The organism is Mesorhizobium sp. M4B.F.Ca.ET.058.02.1.1 (assembly GCF_003952505.1).
In the GTDB taxonomy this organism is placed as follows: domain Bacteria; phylum Pseudomonadota; class Alphaproteobacteria; order Rhizobiales; family Rhizobiaceae; genus Mesorhizobium.
In genome coordinates this window covers 4,363,729-4,387,678 of record NZ_CP034450.1, presented here as the reverse complement: position 1 = coordinate 4,387,678, position 23,950 = coordinate 4,363,729, and the positions used below count along the sequence as shown (strand labels likewise).

Annotated in this window: 23 protein-coding genes and 1 tRNA gene; 6 read left to right on the top strand and 18 right to left on the bottom strand. The window is 66.0% G+C overall.

Going from position 1 to position 23,950, the window contains the following annotated elements; all coding sequences use genetic code 11:
- Positions 1–20: 20 nt before the first annotated feature.
- Entirely contained in the window at positions 21–1,493 is a 1,473-nt protein-coding gene (locus EJ073_RS21555) for a M81 family metallopeptidase (protein ID WP_126057557.1), read from the bottom strand.
- A 244-nt stretch (positions 1,494–1,737) separates the two neighbouring features.
- Between EJ073_RS21555 and EJ073_RS21550 the strand changes: the two genes are divergently transcribed.
- Genes EJ073_RS21550 through EJ073_RS21540 form a run of 3 tightly spaced genes read left to right on the top strand, consistent with a single transcriptional unit; the run spans position 1,738 to position 3,661 of the window.
- Positions 1,738–2,508, top strand: a complete 771-nt coding sequence (locus tag EJ073_RS21550; RefSeq protein WP_126057556.1) for an SDR family oxidoreductase — start codon at positions 1,738–1,740, stop codon at positions 2,506–2,508.
- A 2-nt stretch (positions 2,509–2,510) separates the two neighbouring features.
- Positions 2,511–2,768: a hypothetical protein gene (locus EJ073_RS21545; protein ID WP_245455304.1), complete on the top strand. Its 258-nt coding sequence runs from the start codon at positions 2,511–2,513 to the stop codon at positions 2,766–2,768.
- Positions 2,769–2,779: 11 nt separating this feature from the next.
- Entirely contained in the window at positions 2,780–3,661 is an 882-nt protein-coding gene (locus EJ073_RS21540; protein ID WP_126059299.1) for a MurR/RpiR family transcriptional regulator, read from the top strand.
- A 250-nt stretch (positions 3,662–3,911) separates the two neighbouring features.
- On the opposite strand, the gene EJ073_RS21535 is transcribed toward EJ073_RS21540, so the two are convergent.
- The 3 genes from EJ073_RS21535 to EJ073_RS21525 all read right to left on the bottom strand — a co-directional run bounded on the left by EJ073_RS21535 (position 3,912) and on the right by EJ073_RS21525 (position 6,043).
- Positions 3,912–5,102: an integrase core domain-containing protein gene (locus tag EJ073_RS21535; RefSeq protein ID WP_126056960.1), complete on the bottom strand. Its 1,191-nt coding sequence runs from the start codon at positions 5,100–5,102 to the stop codon at positions 3,912–3,914.
- Between the two features lie 168 nt (positions 5,103–5,270).
- On the bottom strand, positions 5,271–5,612 hold the full coding sequence (locus EJ073_RS21530) for a DUF167 family protein (RefSeq protein ID WP_126057555.1): 342 nt from the start codon (positions 5,610–5,612) through the stop codon (positions 5,271–5,273).
- Positions 5,609–6,043 carry a YggT family protein gene (locus tag EJ073_RS21525; protein ID WP_126057554.1) on the bottom strand — a complete coding sequence of 145 codons (435 nt, stop codon included), beginning with the start codon at positions 6,041–6,043 and terminating at the stop codon, positions 5,609–5,611. The genes EJ073_RS21530 and EJ073_RS21525 overlap by 4 nt, the downstream gene beginning before the upstream one ends.
- Positions 6,044–6,052: 9 nt before the next feature.
- On the opposite strand from EJ073_RS21525, the gene EJ073_RS21520 reads away from it, so the two are divergent.
- Positions 6,053–6,128: transfer RNA gene (locus EJ073_RS21520), tRNA-Ala, on the top strand.
- Between the two features lie 415 nt (positions 6,129–6,543).
- Here the strand turns inward: EJ073_RS21520 and EJ073_RS21515 are convergent.
- From EJ073_RS21515 to EJ073_RS21500, 4 genes are read right to left on the bottom strand one after another with little or no spacing between them, the layout of a single operon-like run.
- Complete coding sequence (locus tag EJ073_RS21515; protein ID WP_126057553.1) at positions 6,544–7,518, bottom strand: energy transducer TonB; 975 nt, start codon at positions 7,516–7,518, stop codon at positions 6,544–6,546.
- A complete protein-coding gene (gene exbD, locus EJ073_RS21510) occupies positions 7,515–8,015 on the bottom strand; it encodes a TonB system transport protein ExbD (protein WP_126057552.1) in 501 nt (166 codons plus the stop codon). The genes EJ073_RS21515 and exbD overlap by 4 nt, the downstream gene beginning before the upstream one ends.
- Before the next feature lie 6 nt (positions 8,016–8,021).
- Entirely contained in the window at positions 8,022–8,966 is a 945-nt protein-coding gene (gene exbB, locus EJ073_RS21505; protein ID WP_126057551.1) for a tonB-system energizer ExbB, read from the bottom strand.
- Positions 8,967–8,983: 17 nt separating this feature from the next.
- Complete coding sequence (locus EJ073_RS21500; RefSeq protein WP_189363228.1) at positions 8,984–9,769, bottom strand: ATP-binding cassette domain-containing protein; 786 nt, start codon at positions 9,767–9,769, stop codon at positions 8,984–8,986.
- Between the two features lie 260 nt (positions 9,770–10,029).
- Here EJ073_RS21500 and EJ073_RS21495 point away from each other — a divergent pair, with 260 nt between their 5' ends.
- Entirely contained in the window at positions 10,030–10,704 is a 675-nt protein-coding gene (locus tag EJ073_RS21495) for an isochorismatase family cysteine hydrolase (RefSeq protein WP_126057549.1), read from the top strand.
- A gap of 8 nt (positions 10,705–10,712) precedes the next feature.
- Here the strand turns inward: EJ073_RS21495 and EJ073_RS21490 are convergent, their stop codons facing one another.
- Both EJ073_RS21490 and EJ073_RS21485 read right to left on the bottom strand, forming a co-directional pair.
- A complete protein-coding gene (locus EJ073_RS21490) occupies positions 10,713–11,654 on the bottom strand; it encodes an LLM class flavin-dependent oxidoreductase (protein WP_126057548.1) in 942 nt (313 codons plus the stop codon).
- A 131-nt stretch (positions 11,655–11,785) separates the two neighbouring features.
- Positions 11,786–11,935 (bottom strand): hypothetical protein, encoded by a 150-nt coding sequence (locus tag EJ073_RS21485; protein WP_126057547.1) that lies wholly within the window; start codon positions 11,933–11,935, stop codon positions 11,786–11,788.
- Between the two features lie 281 nt (positions 11,936–12,216).
- Here EJ073_RS21485 and EJ073_RS21480 point away from each other — a divergent pair, with 281 nt between their 5' ends.
- The gene (locus tag EJ073_RS21480; protein WP_126057546.1) at positions 12,217–12,984 is read left to right on the top strand and encodes an SDR family oxidoreductase; all 768 of its coding nucleotides are present in this window, start codon (positions 12,217–12,219) and stop codon (positions 12,982–12,984) included.
- 68 nt (positions 12,985–13,052) lie between these two features.
- On the opposite strand, the gene EJ073_RS21475 is transcribed toward EJ073_RS21480, so the two are convergent.
- The 8 genes from EJ073_RS21475 to EJ073_RS21435 all read right to left on the bottom strand — a co-directional run bounded on the left by EJ073_RS21475 (position 13,053) and on the right by EJ073_RS21435 (position 23,931).
- Complete coding sequence (locus EJ073_RS21475; protein ID WP_126057545.1) at positions 13,053–13,997, bottom strand: ABC transporter permease; 945 nt, start codon at positions 13,995–13,997, stop codon at positions 13,053–13,055.
- Positions 13,994–15,043 carry an ABC transporter permease gene (locus EJ073_RS21470; protein ID WP_126057544.1) on the bottom strand — a complete coding sequence of 350 codons (1,050 nt, stop codon included), beginning with the start codon at positions 15,041–15,043 and terminating at the stop codon, positions 13,994–13,996. Before EJ073_RS21470 ends, EJ073_RS21475 begins: the two co-directional genes overlap by 4 nt.
- Positions 15,044–15,285: 242 nt before the next feature.
- Positions 15,286–16,797, bottom strand: a complete 1,512-nt coding sequence (locus tag EJ073_RS21460) for an ABC transporter ATP-binding protein (protein WP_126057542.1) — start codon at positions 16,795–16,797, stop codon at positions 15,286–15,288.
- Between the two features lie 165 nt (positions 16,798–16,962).
- Positions 16,963–17,988: a BMP family protein gene (locus tag EJ073_RS21455; protein ID WP_126057541.1), complete on the bottom strand. Its 1,026-nt coding sequence runs from the start codon at positions 17,986–17,988 to the stop codon at positions 16,963–16,965.
- A gap of 142 nt (positions 17,989–18,130) precedes the next feature.
- Complete coding sequence (locus EJ073_RS21450; protein WP_126057540.1) at positions 18,131–20,194, bottom strand: 3-hydroxyacyl-CoA dehydrogenase NAD-binding domain-containing protein; 2,064 nt, start codon at positions 20,192–20,194, stop codon at positions 18,131–18,133.
- 286 nt (positions 20,195–20,480) lie between these two features.
- Entirely contained in the window at positions 20,481–21,428 is a 948-nt protein-coding gene (locus EJ073_RS21445; protein WP_126057539.1) for an ABC transporter permease, read from the bottom strand.
- A gap of 3 nt (positions 21,429–21,431) precedes the next feature.
- A complete protein-coding gene (locus EJ073_RS21440) occupies positions 21,432–22,415 on the bottom strand; it encodes an ABC transporter permease (protein ID WP_189363020.1) in 984 nt (327 codons plus the stop codon).
- A gap of 1 nt (position 22,416) precedes the next feature.
- Positions 22,417–23,931, bottom strand: coding sequence for a sugar ABC transporter ATP-binding protein (locus EJ073_RS21435; protein WP_189363021.1), 1,515 nt, complete (start codon positions 23,929–23,931; stop codon positions 22,417–22,419).
- Between the last annotated feature and the right edge of the window lie 19 nt (positions 23,932–23,950).

Genomic DNA, 23,950 nt, shown 5'->3' with positions numbered 1-23,950 from the left:
CTCCCCCTCAAGGGGGGAGATTAGAGCCACGGATCCGCCACCCTCGGCCACACCGGCCGCACCAGCTTGGTGTAATCCGTCACCGCCGGATTGCTGGGATACGAACTCGGCGCCGAGACATAGATAATCTCGGCGGCGATCGGCGCGAAGCCGGCATAGAAATGGTTGGTCGACTTGATCAGCAAAATGTCCTTCGACAGCGGATCGACGCCGATGTTGGAAAAGATGTCCGGCTCGAAGGTCTGCGTGCGGTTGGTGTTGAGGATGACATCGACCTCGGTGCCTTCGACGCGCACCACCGCGGCCGACCCCAATGTCACCCGGCTCGGTCCGAAACTCTGCCAGCCTTCGCCGACCGCCTTCAGCACCTTGACCCGCGCATCGATCGGCTCGCCCGCCAGTGGCCCGGCCTTGCCGCCGAAGCGCAAATCGATGACGGCGCCCTCACCCGCTGCCTGACAGAACGTCACCGCGATCGGATCCCAGATCGTCGCCATGCCGACATTGCTGATGCCGCGCGCGAGCAGCTCGCGCAACACGACGGTGCCGTCGCCGGCAACGCCGCCACCGGGATTGTCCCAGATGTCGGCGATGACCACCGGTTTGTCCGGATTCGCCTTGCGCACGGCGAGCGCGCGCTCGATGCCGTCGGCCGTGTTCAGCATCGTCATCGCTGTCCTTTCGCGCATGGCGTAGAGTTCGCGCCCCAAGCTTTCCGCCAGTGCATCGCCCTTTTCCTTTTCGTTGTCGGTGACGACCAGGATGCGCGTGCCCATCTCCGGCACGTCTGCGGCCATGAAGCCATGGATGACCGAGACCGACAGCACGCCGTCCTTGCCGTGCAGCGCGTTGATTTTGTCGACGAAGGAGCGCATCGGCTCGCGGCTCGTCGGCAGCACTTGGATCATGCGGCAGTCGAAGGTCGAGATCACCGGCTTGATCTCGCCGCGCGCAGCGGCGAGACCGAGCTCGACGACATGCTCGCCGCGCTCGTAGAAATCGGTGTGCGGGAATTCAAGGAAGTAGGCCATGATGTCGGATGCCGCGACACGCTTCGGCGTCAAATGGCTGTGCGGATCGAACTCTGAGGCGATCACCACCTTCGGACCGACGATGGCGCGCACGCGTTCGAGCAGGTCGCCCTCGCAGTCGTCATAGCCTTGCGCCACCATCGCGCCATGCAGGCCGAGGATGACGGCATCGACCGGCAGCGCTTCCCTGAGCTGGCCGAGGATCTCGTCGCGCAGCGCCTCAAAGGCCTGCCGCTGCACCAGCCCGCCGGGCTCGGCCCAGGTGGCGGTGCCTTCGATGACGGTCAGGCCCTCGCCTGCCGCGCGCCGGCGCAGCGCCACGATCGGTGACGAGCACAGCGTCGGCGTTTCCGGATGCTTGCCCGGCCCGGCATAGAAGGCCATCTCGAACGAGGTCCGGTCGGTCGGCACCGGCGAGTAGGTGTTGGTTTCCGTCGCCAGCGAGGCGGTGAAGATGCGCATGAATGCTCCGTGTAGTCTTTGTCTTTCGCAATTCCGGGCGGAAAACCGCCGCACGCTTTTCCCGGAATTGCTGGAATTGCTATTTGACGGCTCCTAGCGCCAGGGCATCTGCGCCTGTAGCCAGAAGGATTCAGGATTGATGTGACTTTCCTACATTATCCGTGATTTCGCATCAATCAAGCAGATCATTCTGTTGCTTAATTTCATTTCCTTGAGTAGCGTTCCGTCGGAGGAGGAGCGCGCTGTGGTTTCGAAAGCCGAATTCGAGGGCAAGACGGCCGTGGTCACGGGTGCCGGCGGCGGCCTCGGCTCAGCGATCGTGGCGCTGCTCAACGAACGCGGCGCGCGCGTCGTCGGCTGCGATCAGTCGAACGAGGCGCTGGCCAGCCCGCATCTTGCCTCGCGCCATGTCTTCGACCTGCTCGACCGGGTCTCGATCGAGACAGCCATCGCAGCGATCCTCGACAGCGACGGCGTCCCCGACATCCTGATCAACAATGCCGGCTGGACCCGCGCCGAGACGCTTGGCGCGCTGACGGCGGACAGGGTCGCGCATGAGCTCGATCTCAACCTGGCCGGCGTGATGATTTTCGCCGATCCTATTGCCAAGGCGATGGCCAAGCGCGGCGCGGGCAACGTTGTCTTCATCTCCTCGGTCAACGCGATTTCCCATTTCGGCAATCCCGCCTATGCCGCGGCCAAGGCGGGCATCAATGCCTATGCCAAGTCGATCGCCGTCGAGCTCGGCCGCAGCGGCGTGCGCGCCAATGTCGTCTGCCCCGGATCGATCCGCACCGCCGCCTGGGAGCATCGCCTGGCCAAGGACCCCGAAATCCTCGCCAAGCTCAAGCGGCTCTACCCGCTCGGCCGCATCGTCAATGCGTCGGAAGTGGCCGAAACGGTGGCCTTCCTTGCCTCCGACCGCGCATCCGGCGTAACGGGCGTGGTGATGCCGGTCGATGCGGGGCTCACCGCCGGGTGCCTGCCTTTCATCGACGACATATTGGGAGCGTGACCATGACCGATGTCCAGTTCCGCAACCTGTCGAAATCGTTCGGGCTTCACAGCATCCTCGTGGATATCGACCTCGAGATCAAAGCGGCGAGTCCGTCATGCTGGTCGGGCCATCGGGGTGCGGCAAAGTCGACCCTGCTGCGCATGCTGGCCGGCCTGGAAACGATCAGCTCCGGCGATCACGTGATCGGCGGCTTGCCGGTCACCGTCGAGCCGCGCAACACCCATCTGTTCGACAGGACGACGGGCCTGCCCCTATGAAGTCACCCCAGATGAAGACGCCGGCCGACATCGTCACGCGGCTGCAATTGATGTCGCAGGACGGCACTAAGTCGGACCGCCGGCTGGCCGGCCTCGTGCTTTCCGATCTCGATTTCGCTTCCAAGGCGGCGATCTCGGAGATCGCGGCGCGCGTCGGCGTCAGTGAGCCGACGGTAACCCGCTTCTGCCGCAATCTCGGCTGCGAGGGCCTGCGCGATTTCAAGTTCTACCTGGCGCAAGCGATCGCCATCGGCGGGCCGTATCTGTCGCCGGCGCCGCTTAGCCGCGACGCGCGCGAGCAGCGCATCGCATCGGCCATCACCGAAGCGGCGATAGCGGCCATCCAGCGCGCCGGCGAGAACCTCGACATGACGGCGCTGGTCGGCGTCGCCGCGCGCATCGCAACTTCCGGCAATGTCTTGTGCGTCGGCTCCGGCGGCATCTCCTCGATGATGGCGACCGAAATGCAGAACCGGCTGTTCCGGCTGGGCATGCCGGTGCTGGCGCAGATCGACGGGCAGCTGCAGCGCATGTACGCCGCGGTCGCGACGCCCGAGACGACGCTGGTCGCCTTTTCGGTTTCCGGCTATGCGCGATCGGTCATCGAGGCGGTGCAGGTCGCGCAGCAGTATGGCGCCACGACGGTCGCCATCACCGCGCCGGACTCGGCACTGGCCAAGGCCGCCGATACGGTCATCCATCTGCAGTCGTTCGAGGACGGCAACATCTACAAGCCGACATCGTCGCGCTACGCGCTGCTCGCCATCGTCGACATGATCGTGACCTCGGTCGCCGAGACGCGCGGCCCGAAGGTGCTGGAGAACCTGCGCCGCATCAAGCAGAGCGTGAACACGCTGAAGGTCGACGACCCCCGCCTGCCGCTGGGGGATTGAGGGGGCATCTTTCCATGGTCACGTGATGCCGAATGGGGACATTCGGTGAGAACCGAGCCAATCCTGGAATCGTCGCGCCGCCCCTCATCCGCCTGCCGGCACCTTCTCCCCGTAAACGGGGAGAAGAGAGCTGGCCGCGCCCGCAGCGCAATTTTCTGCAACGTTTATGGTTGGCGAAATCGCCGGCGAAGGTGTCCAGCCGATAGATGGGTAACAGTTTGAACCGGATACATAGGTAACAGTTCTCCCCCTATTTGTCCGCTGCAGCGCCAAGCGGATTGGTTAGCGCGGCGCTGCAGCGGACAAGCGTCATACGCCTTGTGTCGATGATGCCGAGCTGGTGTGCATGGAAGGAAAGAGCCCATTGACCATCCTCGGTTTGGGCGGCCGCGACAGCTTCACCAACCAGTGCCTGCGAGACATAGACGAAGCCGCCGTTCCACCTGATCTCGCCATTGTGGCGTACATGACGGACCGCGGCCTCGGCCGGATAATCAGGCTCGGGCGGCATCGTCGGCATGGCGCGCCGGGAGGATCTGTAATGCTGGGCTGGAGTGTCCATGCCTAGCGCCTCATGGGGACGTTCTTCATTGTAGCTGCGCCGGAAGGCCTCGAAGGCGTGGCCCTGGGCCGCCCTGTCGGCCTCCGGTGCCTCGGCCAGCGGCAACAGGGTCAGATGAAAGCGCTCGTGGCGCCCGTTCTGCTGGGGTTTGCCGGGCGCGATCCGCTCCAGGGCGATGCCGAGTTTGATGAAGCGCACCGCAAGCGGTGTCAGCCCGGTGACACCGGCCGACGCGAAGGGCGGGCCATTGTCGCTTCGGAACCGGTCCGGCAGGCCATGCTCCTCAAACAGCCGCTCGAATACCGGCCAGGCCTCGGCATCCGCCGTCGAGCCGGTCGCTTCGAGCGCCAGCAAGTAGCGGCTCGACGCATCCATCACCGTCAACGGTTCGCAACGCCACCCGTCACGGGTCCGGAACCAGCCCTTGTGATCGCCGGTCCACACCGCGTTCGGCCCTTGCGGCTCCGGCCAAGGTCCATTGCCGCAGGCCCGCAGCCGGGTCCGCTTGCGGGCGCTGACAAGCCCATGCCGTGCAAGGATAGCGCCTGCCGTCGAGGCCGACGGCCAGATCAAGTCGGGAGCCGCGCGCTTGAGCCGCGCCACGATCTTCTTGGGCCCCCACAGCGGATGCGTCTCCTTCGCCGCCACGATCCGCTCGACAAGATCAAGGGCTGTCGCACGGCCATGATTGAGCGGCGCTCGCGGCCGATCGTGCAAACCTTCCGGGCCAAACTCCCGGTAGCGACCCAGCCATTTATAGCCGATCTTGCGCGAAATTCCGTAGGCCGCACAAAGCTCGCTCATCGTCTCTTCGCCAGAAAGGCAATCCACTACAAAACGAAGCCGCTCGTCCATGATGCCAGTCTCTCGCCAAACCATCGCCGGGTCCTCCGGCGAGGGAGAAAACTGTCACCTATGCAATCGGTCCATTCTGTTACCTATCTATCCGGTTCGGACAAAGGCATCTTTCTCCCCGTCACAATACGGGGAGAAATGCCCGGCAGGGCAATGAGGGGCAGCGCCGACCGATGATGTGACTAGCAGCCATCAATGCGATTTGCCTTGGCTGCCGCTCAATGCCTCGATGCGCTTCGCCAGCTCAGCCGCATCTCCCACTATCCGCAGCGTCTTCAGCCGCGCCGTGGCGCCGGCGACGACCGCGACGGCCGACGCCGGAACGCCCAGCGCCTTGCCGACCAGCCGTTCCAGCGCCTGGTTGGCGGCGCCGTTTTCCGGCACGGCGCGCACGCGGGCCTTGAGGTGGCTTCTTCCGTCGGCGGTAGTCTCGACGCCCTCTATCCCATCAAGCGCCGCCTTCGGCGTCAGCCGTACGAACAGATCGATGCCGTCGTTGCGGAGACGAAAGAAGAAAAAGGCGGTAGACCTCACATCGGACCGATGCCGAACATCGGCTGAACTGTGTAGTTCAAGAACACGCTGATAAATGTCAGTGCTAACAGCAAAATGATCGGCGAGATGTCGACACCTCCGAGATCGGGCAGAAAGCGGCGGATTGGCCGCAGCGCCGGCTCGGTCAACCGGTAGAGCATGGTGCCGATGGAGTTAACGAGCTGATTGCGCGAGTTGACGACGTTGAAGGCGTACAGCCAAGAGAAGATGGCCGCGCCGATTACGATCCACCAATAGATGCCTATTGCGGCATGCAGCGTATAAAAGACTGCGATCATCAGGTGCTCCTTGCGAACGGCCGACATGTAGCCATTGCAGGCGGAGCCGGCAAGAGCCGGCTTTCCGGCAGCGCCAATGGCGCCGCTCGTTTCGCCTTGACACGAAACCGCCGCGCCCGATAAATGCGCCATCCGCTGGACGGGGCTGTAGCTCAGCTGGGAGAGCGCATCGTTCGCAATGATGAGGTCAGGGGTTCGATCCCCCTCAGCTCCACCAGTGGGATTTCTCGAGCCCTTGACCCGAATGGATTTCGCAGCCGTTTCGCCTGCTCGGTTGCCGTTTCGGCATAGGCGAAACGAACCAAATCATTCGTAGGCAAATGTTTCCCGGTCGATGATTTCGGCAACAGCCCGCCGTTTTCCGTGCCATCCCCGCGAAACAGACCCGACGCATCTATCCCCGTTCCGACAGCGCGCAGCAGCCGTCCCAACGGAGGAAGCGCAATGTCAGTGCTTCCAATCCTTGTCCATTTTGGCCGCGCGATCATCGATGCGCACAACAATGCCAAAGGTCAGAAACCTGACGGAGACCCTGCCGCCCCGTGCGCACCCCGAGGCCGCCAAGGAAGGTCCCGGCAAGCATGAGAGCCAAGGGCGACACGACACGTCGCCACGATGACATCGTTTGCCATCTAATCCCGCAAACTGAAGACAAAAGGCGCGGTGCGGGTGACGCGGGCGCCGAGTTCGGATGGCGGCGCCGGCACCGAGGCGCCCTGCAAGGCGCCGAGTGCCGCGCGGTCGAGGTCGGCGTCACCGGAGGACCGCGCCAGCCGGGCCGAGACCACCCGGCCGGAAGAATCGACCGTGAAGGTCACGTTTGGGCTGCCTTCGGCCCGCCGCGACCGTGCCGCGCTCGGATAGCGCGTATGCCGCCTGATCCAAGCCGCCAGGCTGGAATTCCAGCGCGCCGGGCTGGCGCTGGAACGCGATGCTCCCTCGGCGGATTTTGGCGCCGCCGCGCGCGCGGCCGGCCTGGCGTCGGCGCTGGCCGCCATGGCGGTCTTGGCCGGCGCCGGCTTTTCCTTCTTCGGCCGTTGCTTCGGCTTGTCGACGGGCTTCTTCGCCTTGGCCTCGACCGGTTTCATGACCTTGGATTCCGCCGGCGCATCGACCGGTTTCGGCTGCGGCAAGGGAATGACGACGTCCGGTGCCACCGTCTCGACGACGTCCGGAACCACTTCGTCGAGCGGCTGTTGAGCGCTCAGCGCGGCGACCGTCGGCGCCGCCGGTTCGGCCGCGTCGGCCTCTGCCGGCTGTTCGACGGTCGGTTCCGCTACTTCGGTGACCTGCTCAGGCGCCGGCTCGGTTGCCGGCTTCACTGGCGCCGCCCTCTCCGTCTCCTCGACCGGCTCGGCTTGATCGGGCGTCACTGTGTCCGGCACCAGCGCCTCTTCCTGTTCTGCGGGCGCGAGCGGCGACATCTCGATCGCAAGCGCCGGCGGCGGTCCGCCAGAGATGTCGGCAGGACTGAAGTTCTGCACTGCATAGGCGACCGCCACATGCGCGACCAGGATCAAGGCGGCGGCAGCCGCCCACAGGCCGGTCTCGCTCGCGCCGAACCGCGGCTGACCGACCCCGGACAAGGCGGCCGTCGCGCCCGTCATGGTGCCGTGCCGCCGCTCGGGGCTGTCGGCTGGCCTCCAGATGGCTGGCTTCCGCCTGGCTCTGGCGCATCGGCCGAAGGCAGCGTCTCCAGGCCGACCAGCGCGATCTTGAGATAGCCGGCGGCACGCAGCAGGTTCATCACCTCCATCAGCTCGCCATAGCCAACCGACTTGTCGGCGCGCAGGAAGATGCGCGTCTGCTTGTCGCCCTTGGTGCGACCGTCGAGCATGGCGGCGAACATGGCGCGCGGCACGCTGTCATTGCCGACGGCGAGCGTAAGATCGCCTTTCAGCGTCAGGAACAGCGGCGTCTCGGGGCGCGGCGCCGGCGTCGCCGTCGAGCCCGGCAGGTCGACATTGACATCGACGGTGGCGAGCGGTGCCGCGACCATGAAGATGATCAAAAGCACCAGGATGACGTCGATGAACGGGGTGACGTTGATCTCGTGGCTTTCCTCGAGATCGTCGCCGGCCGTTTCGCGAATCCGCGCCGCCATGACCGCTCACTCCGCCGCGATGGCGCCTGCCGGCGGCACGGTGCGGAAATCGAGGTCGCGGCTGACCAGCCGTTCGACGCCAGCGGCGGCATCGGCGAGGATCTGCCTGTAGCCGGCTATGGAGCGGGCAAAGCCGTTGTAGATGACCACCGCCGGGATCGCCGCCACCAGGCCCATGGCGGTGGCGAGCAGCGCTTCGGCGATGCCGGGCGCCACGACCGCCAGATTGGTGGTCTGCGCCTGCGAGATGCCGATGAAGGCGTTCATGATGCCCCACACCGTGCCGAACAGGCCGACGAAAGGCGCGGTCGAGCCGATGGTCGCGAGCAGGCCGGTGCCGCGCGACATGCGCCGCGCCGCAGCTGCCTCGATGCGCGACAGCCGCGAGGTAACGCGCTCCTTCAGGCCATCGCCGGTGACGTGGTCGAGCGCGCCGGCAGAAAGCGCGGCCTCTTCCTCTGCGGCGCGCACCAGAAGCGCGCCGGGGCCATTGTTGTGGCCGAGCGCGCGCCCGGCCTGCATCAGCGTCGCGGCATTGCCGATCGCCTGCGCGGCGCGGCGCGCCCTGAGCTTGCCGGCGAGGATCTCCAGCGACTTGGCCAGCCAGATCGTCCAGGTGACCAGCGAGGCGAAGGCGAGGCCGATCATCACCGCCTTGACGATGATGTCGGCGGCTATGAACATGCCCCAGGGCGACAAATCGTGCGGCAGCGTCAGCGCAATCGCCGTCGACGGTGCCGGAGCCGGCCTAACGCCCGGTTGCGGTGCAGCGGGAGCAGCAATGGCCGGAGCGGTTGTGGCGGGTGCGGCCGGCACTTGGGTGGCAGGAGCTTGCGCCACCGGCGCTTGTGCGGCCGGAGCTGGCGTCGCCGGTTGCTCCTGTGCGGCGACAGCGCCGGCCGCCAGGATCAACGATGCGGCCAGCGCCGCGAAAAGGCCATGTCTGGACACGCTTCGTCCTCGCTTCATCATTGCACGTAACCGATGGGCTGGCCGGTGACGGGGTGCGAAAACACCCCCATCTCGACGCCAAAAATGCCCTTGAGCATGTCGCCCCGCATGATCTCGGCGGGCGTGCCGCGCGTCAGCAGCCTGCCTTCCTTCAGCGCGATCAGTTCGTCGCAATAACGCGCTGCCATGTTGGGATCGTGCAGCACGACGACGACGCAAAGGTCGCGCTTGCGGCTGAGTTCCCTGACCAGGTCGAGCACCTCGACCTGGTGGGCGATGTCGAGCGCCGAGATCGGCTCGTCGAGCAGCATGACGCCGGCATTCTGCGCCACCAGCATGGCAAGCCAGGCCCGCTGCCGCTCGCCGCCGGAAAGCTCGTCGACCAGACGGTCGGCGAAGCCGGCCATGTCGGTCAGCGCCAGCGCCTCCTCGATATGCCGCCTGTCCTCATGGCCGAAACGGCCGAGCGCGCCATGCCAGGGATAGCGCCCGAGCGCCGCCAGTTCCCGCACGGTAAGCCCGGTCGCCGCCGGCGTCGTCTGCGGCAGATAGGCCAATGCCCGCGCCAGCTCGCGCGCGCTCCAGCCGGCCAGCGGCCGCTCGGCGAAGCTGATCGCGCCCTCGCTTGCCGGCTGCTGGCGCGCCAGAAGCTTGATCAGCGTCGACTTGCCGGAGCCGTTGTGGCCGATCAGACCGTAGACGCGCGCGCGTTCGAGCTCGAGCGAGACCGGTCCGAGCAGAGTCCGCTCGCCGACGGCGAAACGCACCGCTTCGACACGGAAGGCAGTCTGAACTCCAGCCACGCTCTGGCCTTTCTGCAACTCGGGCTTGCGCATTCCTCGGCAAGCGGTTTCCAGCTGCCATCGACGGTTGACTAAGAAACATGAGTTTAATAGTCAACTATGAGGTGACTTTTTGAATCAACAAAAATGTCATGAGGCCCCGGCGCACGGTCGAATTGCGCCATTGCTGCCAATGTGGCGCCTCTGCGGGGTCATGACCCTGGCTATGGACTGCGATACCATCTCCGGCCACGATGGCTCCCTGCGTGAGGCAAGCCCCCATGATCAAGGCGATCCCGTTCGATTTTCCCTATGACGGCCGGCTGGTGCCGGAACACACCGCGCTGCTGGTCATCGACCTGCTGGAGGACTTCCTGTCGCCGACCGGCTATTTCGCCAGAAAGGGATACGACCCTTCGCCGCTCAGGGCGATCCTGCCGGCGGTGAACCGGCTGATCGCGGCAGCCCGCGCCGCCGGCCTGACCATCGTGCACACAAGGCAAGGCTACCGCGCCGACATGGCCGACATGACGCCTTACGAGAAATGGCGCCGCCAACGGGCAGGGCTCGACGGCACCGACATCCTGCTGCGCTCCAGCCCGGGGTTCCAGATCGTCGCCGATATCGAGGTGGCGCCGCAGGACATCGTCGTCGACAAGACCTGCAACGGCGCCTTCACCTATACCGACCTGGAGCTGGTCCTGCGCGCACGCGGCATCACGCATCTCCTGTTCACGGGATGCACGACCGACGTCTGCGTCCACACCACGCTGCGTGAGGCCTGCGACCGCAACTTCCAGTGCCTGACGATTGCGGACGCCTGCGCCAGCGGCGGCAGACAGGCGCATGAGGCCGCGCTTCACATGGTGACGGTCGAGGACGGCGTCTTCGGCGCGCTGGCGGATTCGGACGCCGTCATCGAAGCGCTGGCCCGGCCTGCCGGCAGGCCGCGCTGACGACCCGGTCAGGCCCGGGCGCGGGATCCCGATGGCAGGCGCGGCGCCAATGCGCCGGATTGCGTCACGCTGCTCTCGAGACGCGCCAGTGAATTGGCGATAAGCGTGACAGTCTCGCGACCCGCCGTCGCGATCTCGCGCGGACGGTCGATGCCGCCGATCATGAATTCATGGATGCCGAGCCCCGCATAGGGCAACAGCGACAACGCGATCTCGGCCGGCGACCCGGAAACCTCAACCGCCTTGTGATCGGCGACGCCTTCATCTTTTTGCGATCGCATGCGCACGGGCAGCGCGAAGCGCAGTTTGCCGGCCCTTCCATGCTCGGCGGCGGCGGCGCGCACGCGCTCGATCAACTGGCTGACCTCGTCGGGCGAACCGGCGGACAGTTCGAAGACATCCGCGTGCCGGCCGGCTACCCTGAGCGCCGTTCCCGACTGGCCGCCAAGCCGGATCGTCACGTCGGCGCCGTGCGGGCCCTTGCCGGGCACATAGCCGCCTTTGACGCTGTAGAAGGCGCCTTCATGGTCGAACGGCCTGTCGTTCGACCACAGGCGCTTCAAAAGCACCAGATATTCGTCAATACGCTGCCACACCACGGTGTGCCCGACCGGGCGCGCCTCGGCATCCTCATCGCTGAGCGGCTCGCTCAGCATCCTGAGCGACAGCCGGCCGCCGCTCCTGGCGTCGAGCGCGGCAAGCTGCCTGGCCGCCACCGTCGGCTCGACCACGCCAGCCCAGTGGGTCAGCACCACCTCCAGCGACGCGGTGCGCTTCAGCGCCTGCGCGGCTATGTCCATATTGGTGAGCAGGCCGGCCGGATCGTCGACGACGATCTTCTGAAAGCCGACATCCTCGATCAGCGACAGTTTCGTCGCGGTCTCGGCGAAATCGTAGAAGAAGCTGCCATAGGCAGACTTACCCGGAACATGCGTGAACTCGATTGGCATTGCCATCTCCTTCATCACGTTTGGAATCGCATATCAAAACCACAGGGCGCGCGAAAACGCGCCGCCGACGCGGCTCACTCAACTCCGGTTGCCTGAAAGCGTTAGGCCGCCACCCCCGTGGTTCCCGCGCCTCAGGGAATGAGGCCCACAACGACTGCCCCGGTGAACACGAACGCAAGGGTGAAAACGAGATAGGCGAAGGCCCCGCCATAGGCCGGCCGCCAGCTCTGGCCGACGGTTTGTCCCCTGCGGTCTGTCTGGGTGTTTTGGTAATAGGACATGTCGGCCTCCGTCTCACCCTTAATCTATAAAGTTAGTAGACTTTGTCGATTGCTATTTTTCCGCGATCCGAAGAACGAATTTCTCATATCGCGCTGGACATTGGTTTGGCTTGCTGCGTCTGCCCTATGCAGGGGAAACGGCTGCGGAGATGATGACGCCGCCCCGGATTTCGGCGGTCGCGCTGGAGTCGGCGATGCGGCCAGCGAGCTTGGCCATCCGACACGCGCGGGTTAGCATCGTTGCCGGTTCACGCGTGAAGCATCAACAGACGGAGAAATCAATGGGCGGAAGGCTGGCGGGCAAGGTCGCGATCATATCGGGCGGCGCGACGGGCATGGGTGGAGCGGCCTCGGAGCTCTTCGCGGCGGAAGGCGCCAAGGTGGCGATCGTCGACCGCAACGGCGAAGCGGCGGCGGCGACCGCTGCCGCGATCCAGGCACGCGGCCATGTCGCGGCGCATTTCGTCGCCGACGTTTCCGACGAAGCGCAGGTCGAGGGAGCGGTGAAGGCGGCGGCGGCAAAGCTCGGCCCCGTCACCGTGCTGTTCAACCACGCCGGCACCATCGTGATAAAGCCGTTCCTGGAGACGACGCTCACGGAATGGGACTGGCTGCACGCCGTGAATGTGCGCTCGATGTTCCTGATGACGCGCGCCGTACTGCCCGGCATGATCGCGGCGGGCGGCGGCTCGATCGTCTGCACCTCGTCGATCTCGGCGGTGGCGGCGACGCCGAACGAGGTGCTCTACGACACCACCAAGGGCGCCTGCCACATGTTCGCCCGCGCCATCGCGGTCGAATTCCGCGACCGCAACATTCGCTGCAACGCCGTCTGTCCCGGCTTCATCCGCACCCCGCACGGGCTGCGCGAGGTGGCCGACCTGGGGAAACTCGGCGTCGACGTCTCCGACGCGGCACTCGCCGCCCAGCAGGGCCGCATCGGCGAGCCGGAAGAAGTGGCGAAGGCCGCATTGTTCCTGGCCAGTGACGAATCCAGCTTCGTCAACGGCGCGCATTTCTTCGTCGACAACGCCTTTACGGCGATGTGAAGCGTCCCAGGCTTGGCGCTCTTCCTCTCCCCCCGTCGATCGGGGGAGAGGAAAGGGCGCCAAGTCCTCTACCGCTCTTCCCTCCGAAACGGCTTCAGCAGCGCCGAGGGCGCGACCGCATTGCGCGACATGAAGGCCATGGCGACGATCGTGAAGATGAAGGGCAGCATCAGGAAGGCTTCGTAGGGGATGTGGCCGAGCCCACTTGCCTGCATCCTGAGCTGCAGCGCATCGACGAAGGCGAACAGCAGCGCCGCGCCCGCCGAGCGCCACGGGTCCCAACGGCCGAACACGACCAGCGCGATCGCCACCCAGCCGCGCCCGGACACCACGCCGAAGGTGAAGGCGTTGAACTGCGCCATGGTGAGAAACGCGCCGGCGAGCCCCATCAACGCGCCGCCGAGGATCACCGCCTGGAAGCGCGTGCCAATCACGCTGACCCCGGCCGAGTCGGCGGCGCGCGGGTTTTCGCCTACCATCCGCACCGAAAGCCCCCATGGCGTGCGGTAGAGCACGAGGGCGGCGAGCGGAACGGCGATGATCGCCAGATAGACAAGCGTAAACTGGTTGAACACCGCCGGGCCGAGGATCGGAATGTGCGAAAGCAGCGGGATCGGCTCGGGCTGGAAACCCTTGATGCTCGGTGGCACCGACTGCTGGCCGAAGATCGGCCGGTAGAGGAAATACGCGAGCCCCGAGCAGAACAGCGTCACGCCGATGCCGCAGACATGCTGGCTTAAGCCCAGCGCCACCGTGAACAGCGCATGCACCGCGCCCATCAGCGCGCCGGTCGCCACGGCAACCAGCACGCCGAGCCACAGGCTGCCGCTCATGCTGGTGGCGGTGAACCCGGCCATGGCAGAGAGCAGCATGATGCCTTCGATGCCGAGATTAAGCACGCCGGCGCGCTCGGAGAACATTTCGCCAAGCGTGGCGAAGGCAAGCGGCGTGGCGATGCGGATGATGGCGGCAAGGAAGCCGACCTGAAAGATCTGCTCGAACACCGCGCTCATTTCGCGACCCGCCGAATTCGATAGGCGGTGAACAGCAGCGCCACCAGCATGGCAAGCAGCGCCGTGCCCTGGATGACGTCGCTGAGGAAAGCCGGCACGCCGGTCGCGCGCGACATCGCCTCGGCCCCGGTCATAACCGCGGCAAGGAAGAGCGCCGCCGGCACCACGCCGAGCGGATTGAGCCTGGCCAGCATGGCGACGACAATGCCGGAATAGCCGTAGCCGGGCGAAATGTCGCTCATCACCTGGAAATGCACGCCGCCGACCTCGCCGACGCCGGCCAAGCCCGCCAGCGCGCCGGAGAGCAGTGCGGTCGAGATGAGCACGCGCTGGACGTTGATGCCGCTGTAGCGGGCCGCTTCCGGATTCTCGCCGGTGACACGGATGCGGAAGCCGAGCGTCATGCGCGCGATCAAGAACCAGCAGAGCGGCGCGGCGATCAGCGCCGCCACGACGCCGAGATGCAGCCGCGTGCCCTCAATCAGCACCGGGAAATTGGCCGAATCCTCGACCGGCGGCGAGATCGGATAGCCGCTGAAGCTATCCTTCCAGGGCCCCTCGATCAGCGCCATCAGCGCGTAATAGATGACTGAGTTGAGCAGCAGCGAGCTGACCACGTCGTCGACCTTGAACTTTACGCGCAACGTGGCGGGCACCAGCGCCACGGCGGCGCCGGCCGCGGCGCCCGCCAGCGCCATCAAAAGCATGGCGAGATAGCCCGGCATCGGGATGGCGCCGACGAAGCAGCTTGCCACAGCGCCCGCCAGCAACTGGCCCTCGGCGCCGATGTTCCAGAATTTCGCGCGGAAGGCGATCGCCACAGCAAGGCCGGTGAAGATCATCGGCGCGGCGCGCACCAGCGTCTCGGTTATGGCGTAGCTGTCGCCGAGCGAGGCCGACAGCATCACGCCATAGGCCTCGATCACGCCGGCGCCGGCGATTGCTATCAGGCCGCTGCACAACACCAGCGTCGCCGCGATCGCCAGCAGCGGCAGTGCGAGATTGAACCAAGCCGGCGTCGACGTACGGGCTTCGAGGCGGAACATCAGGCGTGGCCCCCCGCTCGCCAGATGTCGGCGCCGCCCCTCATCCGGCTGCCGGCACCTTCTCCCCGTATAGTGACGGGGAGAAGGTGGCTGGCCGCAGCCGTCACACCCTTCTTGCAACGCTCGCGATTGGCGAAATCATCGATGAAAGCGCTCCTCTCCCCGTCTCTATACGGGGAGAGGGTGCCGGCAGGCAGGTGAGGGGCGGCGCCGGCGTTCGAAATCAGAGGCAAACCCATGCTTTACGCCCTCCCCTCCACGCCGGTCATCATCAGGCCGAGCCTTGCGACGGTGGCGTCCGCACCGGCGAGTGTGCCGGCGATGCGGCCCTCATACATCACCGCGATGCGGTCCGAGAGCATTAGCAGTTCCTCGAGGTCCTCGCCGATGACGATGATGCCGCAGCCCTTGGCGCGCATGGCGAGGAACTTCTCGTGGATGAAGCGGGCAGCGCCGATGTCGAGGCCGCGCGTCGGCTGCGACACGATCAGCACTTTCGGATCGAAGGCGAGCTCGCGCGCCAGCAGTGCCTTTTGCAGATTGCCGCCGGAGAGCGCGCCAGCGCGCACCATCGGCCCCGGGCAGCGTATGTCATAGGCCTTGATCTGTTCCTCGGCGAAGGCGCGGATGGCGGACGGATTGAGCAGACCCTTGCGGCTGAACGCCTCGGTGCCGATGCGCGGCAGCACCATGGAATCGGCGAGCGGCAGATTGGTCACCAGCCCGGTCGTCATCCGGTCTTCCGGGATACGGCCAAGGCCGAGTGCCTGTACCGCGCGCGGCGAGAATTGCGCAACCGCTTTGCCGGCTATCGTCATCGCGCCGGCCTTCGGCGCCAGCATGCCGGAAATGACGTCGGCCAGCGCCCGCTGGCCATTGCCGGAGACGCCGGCGATGCCGAGGATCTCGCCTTCCCGCACCGAAAGCGACACATCTCGCAACGCGGTGCCGAGATGACCCGACGTGGAAATGCCGTCGAGGGTAAGCACCGTCGCGCCTGGCGTCGAGGGCCCTCTGGCCGGCGGCAAGATCTCGCGGCCGCACATCAATTGCGCCATGGCGGACGACGTCGTGTTGGCGGGGTCGTCGACGCGGCCCGCGACCTTGCCGTGCCGCAGCACCACGCAGCGATGCGTGAGTGCCCGTACTTCGTTGAGCTTGTGCGAGATGAAAATGATGCCGAGCCCCTGGCCCGCCATCGAGCGCAGGGCGGCGAACAGGCCGTCGACCTCACCTGGCGCCAGCACCGCCGTCGGCTCGTCGAGGATCAAAAGCTTCGCGCCGCGAAACAACGCCTTGATGATCTCCAGCCGCTGCTGCTCGCCGACCGACAGCGCCGAGACCGGCAGCGTCGGATCGAGGCTCAGCCCATGCTGGCGGCCGATCTCCTTCAGCCGCGCCAACCCGCCGGCGCGGTCGATGCGGCCCGACTTGCCCGGAATGCCGATCAGGAGGTTCTCGAGCACCGTGAGCCGCGGCGCCAGATGAAAATGCTGGTGCACCATGCCGATGCCGGCGGCGAGCGCGTCGGCCGAACTGTGGATGGCGACCGGCCGGCCCTCGACCAGTATCTCGCCGGCGTCAGGTGCATAGGCGCCGAACAGCACGTTCATCAGCGTCGTCTTGCCGGCGCCGTTCTCGCCAAGCAGCCCAAGGATCTCGCCCGGTGCGACGCTGAGATCCACGGCCTCGTTCGCCTTGACGGCCCCGAAGCTCTTGGTGATGCCGCGCATTTCGATGAGTGGGGCGGACAAGGGATACTCCTGGTACCCCTCCCCTTGAGGGAGGGTGCCGAGCGAAGCGAGGCGGGAGGGGTCACCTCAACCGCCTCGACCTATGACTTAGCAAGATGGAGCGCGTCGCGGGCGACCCCTCCCGGCCCTGCGGGCCACCCTCCCCTCGAGGGGGATAAGCCGGCCTCAATCCGAGACCGGCGTGTTCTCGTCGACGTCGACGCGGAAGTTGCCTTCGAGGATCTCGGCCTTCTTCTTCTCGACCAGGTCCTTGACCTCGGCCGGCAGCGTCTTGTCGAACTTGTGATACGGCGCCAGGAACGAACCGCCCTTGGCCATGCGCGAGAAATCGCCATAGTCCTGCGCGGTGAAGACACCCGCCTTGACCAGCTTGATCGCCTGCTCGACCGTCGGGTACATGTCCCACACCGGCCCGGTGATCACCGTATCCGGGCCGAGGCTCGACTGGTCGGACATGTTGGAGATGGCGAGGATCTTCTTCTCCACCGCCGCCTCGATGACGCCGAAGCGCTCGGCATAGATCACGTCGACGCCAGCGTCGATCTGCGCCACGGCGGCTTCCTTGGCCTTCGGCGGATCGAAGAAGGAGCCGATGAAGGCGACCTTCTTCTTGATGTTCGGGTTGACCTCCTTGGCGCCGGCGAAGAAGGCGTTGACCAGCCGGTTCACTTCCGGAATGCCCATCGCCGCCACCGCGCCGACGGTGCCGGACTTCGACATCTTGCCAGCAATCAGGCCGGAAAGGTACGCCGGCTCGTGGATCCAATTGTCGAAGACGCCGAAATTGGGCTCGGCCGGCCCGGCGCCGGAGCCGAACAGCCATGCGGTCTTCGGGAACTGTTTTGCCGTGCGGCGCGACTCGCGCTCGGCGGCGAAGGCATCTCCCAGCACCAGCTGGTAGCCGCCCTGCGCATATTCGCGCATCACGCGGCTGAAGTCGGCGGTCTGCACCTTTTCCGACCATTTGTATTCGATGCCGAGCTCCTTCTCGGCCTTCTGCAGGGCGACGTGGATCTGGTTGTCCCACGGCTCCTCGATCGGCGTGGCGAAGATCGCCGCCACCTTCAGCTTCTTGTCCTTGGCTAAGGCGGCATTCGGCAGCACCGCCGCTGCCAGCCCAAGCGCGCCGAGTTCCAGCACGGTGCGCCGAGACAAGCCGGCGCGTTCAATTTTGCTAGGATCGTCTTTCATGGAAGTGCCCTCTGGTTGACAGCCGTGTCGAGCCGGCCGTTCTCAGGAATGTCAGACGCTGGACTATGGAACGGTGTCTGAGTTTTGTCCACATGGTCAAATTTGATGTGCTTGGATGCGAAGGAACGCGACGTTGAGCCGTTTACGGGACTTGCCATGACCCCGTCTCCGCGAACCTTCTCAGCACCGGCGCCGGCTCGAAGATCGCCCGGCCGGTCCGCCTATGCCAATGCTCCAGCCGCTCGACGATCTTCGCAGCCCCTTCGAGGCCAGCCCAGAACATCGGCCCACCCTTGCCGATGGGAAAGCCGTAACCGTTCGCCCAGACGACATCGATGTCCGACGCCCGCACCGCAATGCCTTCCTCGAGGATCCTCGCGCCTTCGTTGACCAGCGGATAGAGCGTGCGCTCGATGATCTCGTCGGCGCCGATTTCGCGCCGGGCGATGCCAGGCTCGGCTGCCTTGGCGCGGATCAATTCCTCGACCTCGGGATCAGGGACGGGCTCGCGCGAGCCGCTTTCATAGCGATACCAGCCCCTGCCGGTCTTCTGGCCGAAACGGCCCTGCTCGCAGAGCGTGTCGGCAATCACCGCCGTCTGGCCGCGCGCCTTGCGGTTGCGCCAGCCGATGTCGAGGCCGGCGAGATCGCCCATCTGGAACGGCCCCATCGGCCAGCCGAAATCGGTGAACGCCTTGTCGACCTGGCCGGGCGTCGCCCCTTCGAGCAGCAGGAACTCGTTTTCCGCGCCGCGTGCGGACAGCATGCGATTGCCGACGAAGCCGTGGCAGACGCCGACGACGACCGGCACCTTGCCGATGCGCCGCGCTAGCTCCGCAACCGTCGCCAGCGCGTCGGGCGCGGTCCTATCGGCGCGCACGATTTCCAAGAGCTTCATGACATTGGCCGGCGAGAAGAAATGCATGCCGAGCACATCCTGCGGCCGCGACGTCGAGGCGGCGATCTCGTCGACATCGAGATAGGAGGTGTTGGTGGCAAGGATCGCGCCCGGCCTGGCCACCGCGTCGAGTTTGCCGAACACCACCTTCTTGACCGCCATGTCCTCGAACACCGCCTCTATTACCAGGTCGCAATCGGCAAGGTCGGCATAGTCGGTGCTGCCTTTGAACAGGCCAAGCCGTTGCTGCCTGGCCTCTTCCGTCAGCGAGCCACGGCCGACCGAGACCGCGTAGTTCTTCTCGATCATTGCGAGGCCCCGTTGCAGCGCCTCCTCGCCGGTTTCGAGCAAGGTCACCGGAAAGCCGCCATTGGCAAAGGCCATCGCGATGCCGCCGCCCATCGTGCCGGCGCCGATGATGCCGACGCGGGCGATCTTGCGGCGGGTGACGTCCTTGCCTTGTATCTTGGCCGCTTCCCGTTCGGCGAAGAACAGATGCCGCTGCGCGCGCGACTGGTCGCCGGCAACGAGCTTCACGAACAGCGCGCGCTCCGCCGCCAGCGCCTCATCGAACGGCAGCGTGATCGCATTGCGCACGGCTTCGGCGCAGGCAAGCGGAGCCTCCAGCCCACGCGCTTTCCTGGCAAGCTCGGCCGCCTGACGGTCGAAGGCTGCAAGGTCCGTTTCGGCAACGCGGTCCCTGCGTTCGCGCACCGGCGCGAACGACCCGCCTTTGGCGGCCGCCTCGCCGGCGAACCGGACCGCCTGGGCGATCAGATCGCCGTCGAAGACAGCATCGACGAGGCCCGCGGCTTTTGCTTCGCCAGCCGAAATCGGCGTTCCCGAAACGATCATGCCGAGCGCCTTCGCCGCGCCGACCAGGCGCGGCAGCCGTACCGTGCCGCCGCCGCCCGGCAGCAGGCCGAGCTTCACCTCCGGCAGGCCGAGTTTCGCGCCGGCGTCGGCGACGCGGAAATGGCAGCCTAGCGCCAGCTCGAGCCCGCCGCCCAGCGCCGTGCCATGGATGGCGGCGACCGTCGGCTTGGCGATGGTTTCCAGAAGCGCCACAATGGCGCGCAGCTCCGGCTGCTGCACCGGCTTGCCGAATTCGGTGATGTCCGCTCCGGCGACGAAAGTCCGCCCGGCGCACACGATCACGATGGCCCTGACGGTGGCATCGTCGCGCAGCGCGGCCAGCGCCGCGTGGAGTGGCTCGCGGACGTGGAAGCTGAGCGCGTTGACCGGCGGGTTGTCGATTATGACCACCGCCACGCCGTTCTCGTTTGCGACGTTGACAGAATTGGACAAGCGGAACCTCCCGAGACCGGCTGCGATCACGACGGGTTTACTAGGCCGCGCCGCGAATGGGAACCTGATGGTATCGCTGGCACAATGCTTGTCTGGACAAGCCGCGACAGCGCGCTGAAGAAGGCAACACCAAACGATCTGACGAACTCCGCCGATATTCGGTCAGCCGGAGTCGGACGGCCGCGAAGCGACCAAACTGGGTGCGAACCGGAGCGGAACGTAGGTGAAGTACGTGAGCACCGGAAGCGCAGGAAGCCGCCATTTGCAGGCCGGCCTCACCTGGATATCACCGCAGCGCCTTCTCTCCACCTGCCGCCGTTATCACCCCGACGATGATCAGTCCGGTCAGCACCAGCCGCACGCCGGCGCTGACGCCGAACGTGTTGAGCATGGTGAGCAGCAGCACCAGGAACAGGCCAGCGCCCCAGACGCCGGGCACATTGGCCTTGCCGCCGGCGACCGAGGTGCCGCCTATGACGACGACGGCGATCGAGGCGAGCAGGTATTCGTTGCCGATGTCGACATTGGCGCCGCGGAAATAGCCGGCGAGCAGCGCCCCGTCGATACCGCCGAGCGCGCCGGACAGCGTGTAGGTGAGGAAGCGGATGCGGCCGACATTGACGCCGGCGAGCCAGGCGGCGCGGATGTTCTGGCCGATCGCCAGCACCGAGCGGCCGTAGATCATGCGCTGCAGCGACGTTGCCGCGCCGATGGTGAAGAGTACCGTCAGCATCGCCAGCACCGGGATGCCGAGGAATTGCCAGTTGGTGAAGTCGGCGAAACCCGGCGGCGGCTTGATCTGCAGCCCGCGCCCATAGCTGATGTCAATCGACTGTATGATGAAGCTCGCCGACAGGGTTGCGATGATCGGCGGGATGCGGAGCGCCCAGATCAGCAGATAGTTGGCCGCGCCGATCGCAGCCCCGGTGGCGAGCGCCGCGATCAGCCCGACCGCGATCATTGAATCATTGCCGTCCATCACTTTCATGGCGACCGCGCTGGCAAGCCCGATATTGGCCGGCAGCGACAGGTCGACATTGCCGGGTCCGAGCGTGATGACGAACATCTGGCCGACGCCGACGATGACGGTGAAGACGGCCAGCGAAAGTGCCGCCGTGATCATGCCGCCGGCACCATAGCCGCCGGTGAAGACGATGGTCGCCAGCCACACCACGGCTGCGCCGATGAAGGACCAGGTCCACGGTTTGGCCAGCAGCATTCGCAGCGAGGCCATCGCTCACCTCTCCCTGCGGCTGATCAGCACCCGCGCCGCCAGCACGATGATCAGGATGGCGCCGTTGGCCGCCACCTGCCAGTCGGGCGGGATGTGCATGAAGGTCAACAGCGGCGAGGCGGCGAGCGCCAGCGTCAGCGCGCCGATGACGGCGCCGATCGGCGACACCCGGCCGCCGACGAATTCGCCGCCGCCGAGGATGACGCCGGCGATCGACAGCAGCGTGTAGCCGTTGCCGATATTGGCGTCGGCCGAGGTGGTGATGCCGATCAGCGCCATGCCGGAGAGTACCCCGAACAGTCCTGTCAGCGCGAACAGCACGATCCTGGTCTTGAGCAGCGACCAGCCGGCGCGCCGCAGCGCCGCCGCATTGCCGCCGGAGCCGCGCAGGATGACGCCATAGGATGTGCGCATCAGGCCGACATGCACCACCGCCGCGATCACCAGCGCGGCGATGATCGGGAACGGAATGAGAGGCGGCTTGAAGGCCATCAGCGACAACAGCCAGTCAGGTGCCTTGCCGCCGGGCTTCGGCAGGACGAGGATGGCGAGGCCCTGCCAGACGAAGCTCATGCCCAGCGTCACCACGATCGAGGGCAGGTTGCGCAGGTGGATCAGCGCGCCGAGCAGCGCATAGACGCCGATCGAGCCCAGCAGCACCGCCACACCGATCAGCGGCGCATCCTTCAGCCAGGTCGCCGTGACGCAGCCGACAAAGCCGACGAAGGTGCCAATCGAGAGGTCGAGCTCATTGCCGGCGATAACGAACATCTGCGCGATCGTGGCCAGGGCGATCGGGATCGCCAGGTTGAGCATCAGGGTGAAGCCGAAATAGGAGATGGCGCGCGGGTTGAGCCAGGCGATCGCCAAAAGCACCAGCGCCAACGACAACGCCGGAAGCAGGCTGCGCAGCATGCGCGCCCGCGCCGCCGCACCGCCACCCGCCGACGACGCCTTCAGCCTGGTTTCGAGTGAGGCCGCCGTCATCTCAGGCCGCATCGCCGAATGAGGACTGGATGATCTTCTCCTCGGTCAGCTCGTCGCGTCCGAGATTGGCGACGATCCGGCCGTTCTTGAAGACATAGACATGGTCGCAATTGTCGAGCTCTTCGGTTTCGGTCGTGTACCAGAGGAAGGTGCGGCCCTTGCGGGCTTCCTCGCGCACCAGATCGTAGACTTCCAGCTTGGTGCCGATATCGACGCCGCGCATCGGGTCGTCCATCAGCACGATCCCGGCATCCGAGCCCAGCGCGCGGGCAAACAACGCCTTCTGCTGGTTGCCGCCGGACAGCGAGTAGATGTTGTTGCTCATGTCGGGCGTGCGGATGCCGATCTTGTTCTTCCAGAATTCGGCAAGCTCGGCCTCGCGCCGCGGCGAGATCAGGAAGCCGCTGCGCAGCCGCGCCAGTGAGCGGATGCCGATATTCTGCGCGATCGACCATTGCGCAAAAATGCCGTCCGACTGGCGGTCACCGGCGACCAGCGCCACCGGCGCGGTCACCTCTATGCCGGTCCTGGCGCGCTGGGCAGCGCCGAAAATCGCCAGCAAAAGGTCGGTTTGCCCGTGGCCGGCGAGGCCGGCGAGCCCGATGATCTCGCCCGCGCGCGCGACGAGCTCCTTGCCGTCCTGCTGCCGCGCCGGACGTGCCTTGACCCGCAGCGGGCCGGCCTCCGCCTTCCTTGTCTCCGCGGCAGTTCTCTGATGCCCTTCGGCGCCGCCCATGGTGGCGACCAGCCGATCGCGGTCGAAGGCGCTTGCGGCGTCGGCGGCGACGACCTTGCCGTCGCGCATGACCACGATGCGGTCGGCGTTCTGCAGCACCTCGCCCAGCACATGCGAGATCAGGATGCAGCTGCCGCCGGAAGCGACGAAGCGGCGCACGAACGCAAGCAGCTGGCCCGCTGTATGCGCGTCGAGCGAGGAGGTCGGCTCGTCGAGGATGACCAGTGCCAGCGGATCCTCGGTCAGCGTGAAGGCGCGGGCCACTTCCACCATCTGCCGCCGGCCGATTGAAAGGTCGCCGGCGATGTCGGAAGCGGAGATGCCGTGGTCCGGAAAGATCTCGTCCAGCTTGGCGGTGATAAGGTCGGCGGCCTTGCGTCGCCAGCCGAAACCGGTGAGCGAAGGATGGTTGATGCGCGTGTTCTCGGCGATGCTGAGGTTCGGGCAGAGCGATAGTTCCTGGAATACGCAGCGTATGCCGAGTTGCTGCGCGCGCGGCACCGAATAGGCCTGCTCGGCGCTGCCGCGCACCGTGATCGCGCCGCTGTCGGGGACAAGCGTGCCCGCCACCATGTGCATCAGCGTCGACTTGCCGGCGCCGTTGTGACCGACGAGACCGACACATTCGCCGGCGCCGACTTGGAAGTCGACGCCGCTGAGCGCCCGGACGGCGCCGAAATGCTTTTCGGCACCGTCCAGTCTGATGATGTCAAAATTGGCGGCGCCGAAATGCTTTTTGGCGCCATCCGGCCTGACTATATCGGTGTTTGCCTCGGGCATGCTCAACGATATCCGGTTG

Excerpts from the sequence above, each read along its gene's own strand:
- EJ073_RS21555 (WP_126057557.1), bottom strand. The coding sequence starts at position 1,493 with ATGCGCATCTTCACCGCCTCGCTGGCGACGGAAACCAACACCTACTCG.
- EJ073_RS21545 (WP_245455304.1), top strand. The coding sequence starts at position 2,511 with ATGACCGATGTCCAGTTCCGCAACCTGTCGAAATCGTTCGGGCTTCAC.
- EJ073_RS21540 (WP_126059299.1), top strand. The coding sequence starts at position 2,780 with ATGAAGACGCCGGCCGACATCGTCACGCGGCTGCAATTGATGTCGCAG.
- EJ073_RS21535 (WP_126056960.1), bottom strand. The coding sequence starts at position 5,102 with ATGGTTTGGCGAGAGACTGGCATCATGGACGAGCGGCTTCGTTTTGTA.
- EJ073_RS21525 (WP_126057554.1), bottom strand. The coding sequence starts at position 6,043 with ATGGCGCATTTATCGGGCGCGGCGGTTTCGTGTCAAGGCGAAACGAGC.
- EJ073_RS21515 (WP_126057553.1), bottom strand. The coding sequence starts at position 7,518 with ATGACGGGCGCGACGGCCGCCTTGTCCGGGGTCGGTCAGCCGCGGTTC.
- exbD (WP_126057552.1), bottom strand. The coding sequence starts at position 8,015 with ATGGCGGCGCGGATTCGCGAAACGGCCGGCGACGATCTCGAGGAAAGC.
- EJ073_RS21495 (WP_126057549.1), top strand. The coding sequence starts at position 10,030 with ATGATCAAGGCGATCCCGTTCGATTTTCCCTATGACGGCCGGCTGGTG.
- EJ073_RS21490 (WP_126057548.1), bottom strand. The coding sequence starts at position 11,654 with ATGCCAATCGAGTTCACGCATGTTCCGGGTAAGTCTGCCTATGGCAGC.
- EJ073_RS21485 (WP_126057547.1), bottom strand. The coding sequence starts at position 11,935 with ATGTCCTATTACCAAAACACCCAGACAGACCGCAGGGGACAAACCGTC.
- EJ073_RS21480 (WP_126057546.1), top strand. The coding sequence starts at position 12,217 with ATGGGCGGAAGGCTGGCGGGCAAGGTCGCGATCATATCGGGCGGCGCG.
- EJ073_RS21475 (WP_126057545.1), bottom strand. The coding sequence starts at position 13,997 with ATGAGCGCGGTGTTCGAGCAGATCTTTCAGGTCGGCTTCCTTGCCGCC.
- EJ073_RS21470 (WP_126057544.1), bottom strand. The coding sequence starts at position 15,043 with ATGTTCCGCCTCGAAGCCCGTACGTCGACGCCGGCTTGGTTCAATCTC.
- EJ073_RS21455 (WP_126057541.1), bottom strand. The coding sequence starts at position 17,988 with ATGAAAGACGATCCTAGCAAAATTGAACGCGCCGGCTTGTCTCGGCGC.
- EJ073_RS21445 (WP_126057539.1), bottom strand. The coding sequence starts at position 21,428 with ATGGCCTCGCTGCGAATGCTGCTGGCCAAACCGTGGACCTGGTCCTTC.
- EJ073_RS21440 (WP_189363020.1), bottom strand. The coding sequence starts at position 22,415 with ATGACGGCGGCCTCACTCGAAACCAGGCTGAAGGCGTCGTCGGCGGGT.
- EJ073_RS21435 (WP_189363021.1), bottom strand. The coding sequence starts at position 23,931 with ATGCCCGAGGCAAACACCGATATAGTCAGGCCGGATGGCGCCAAAAAG.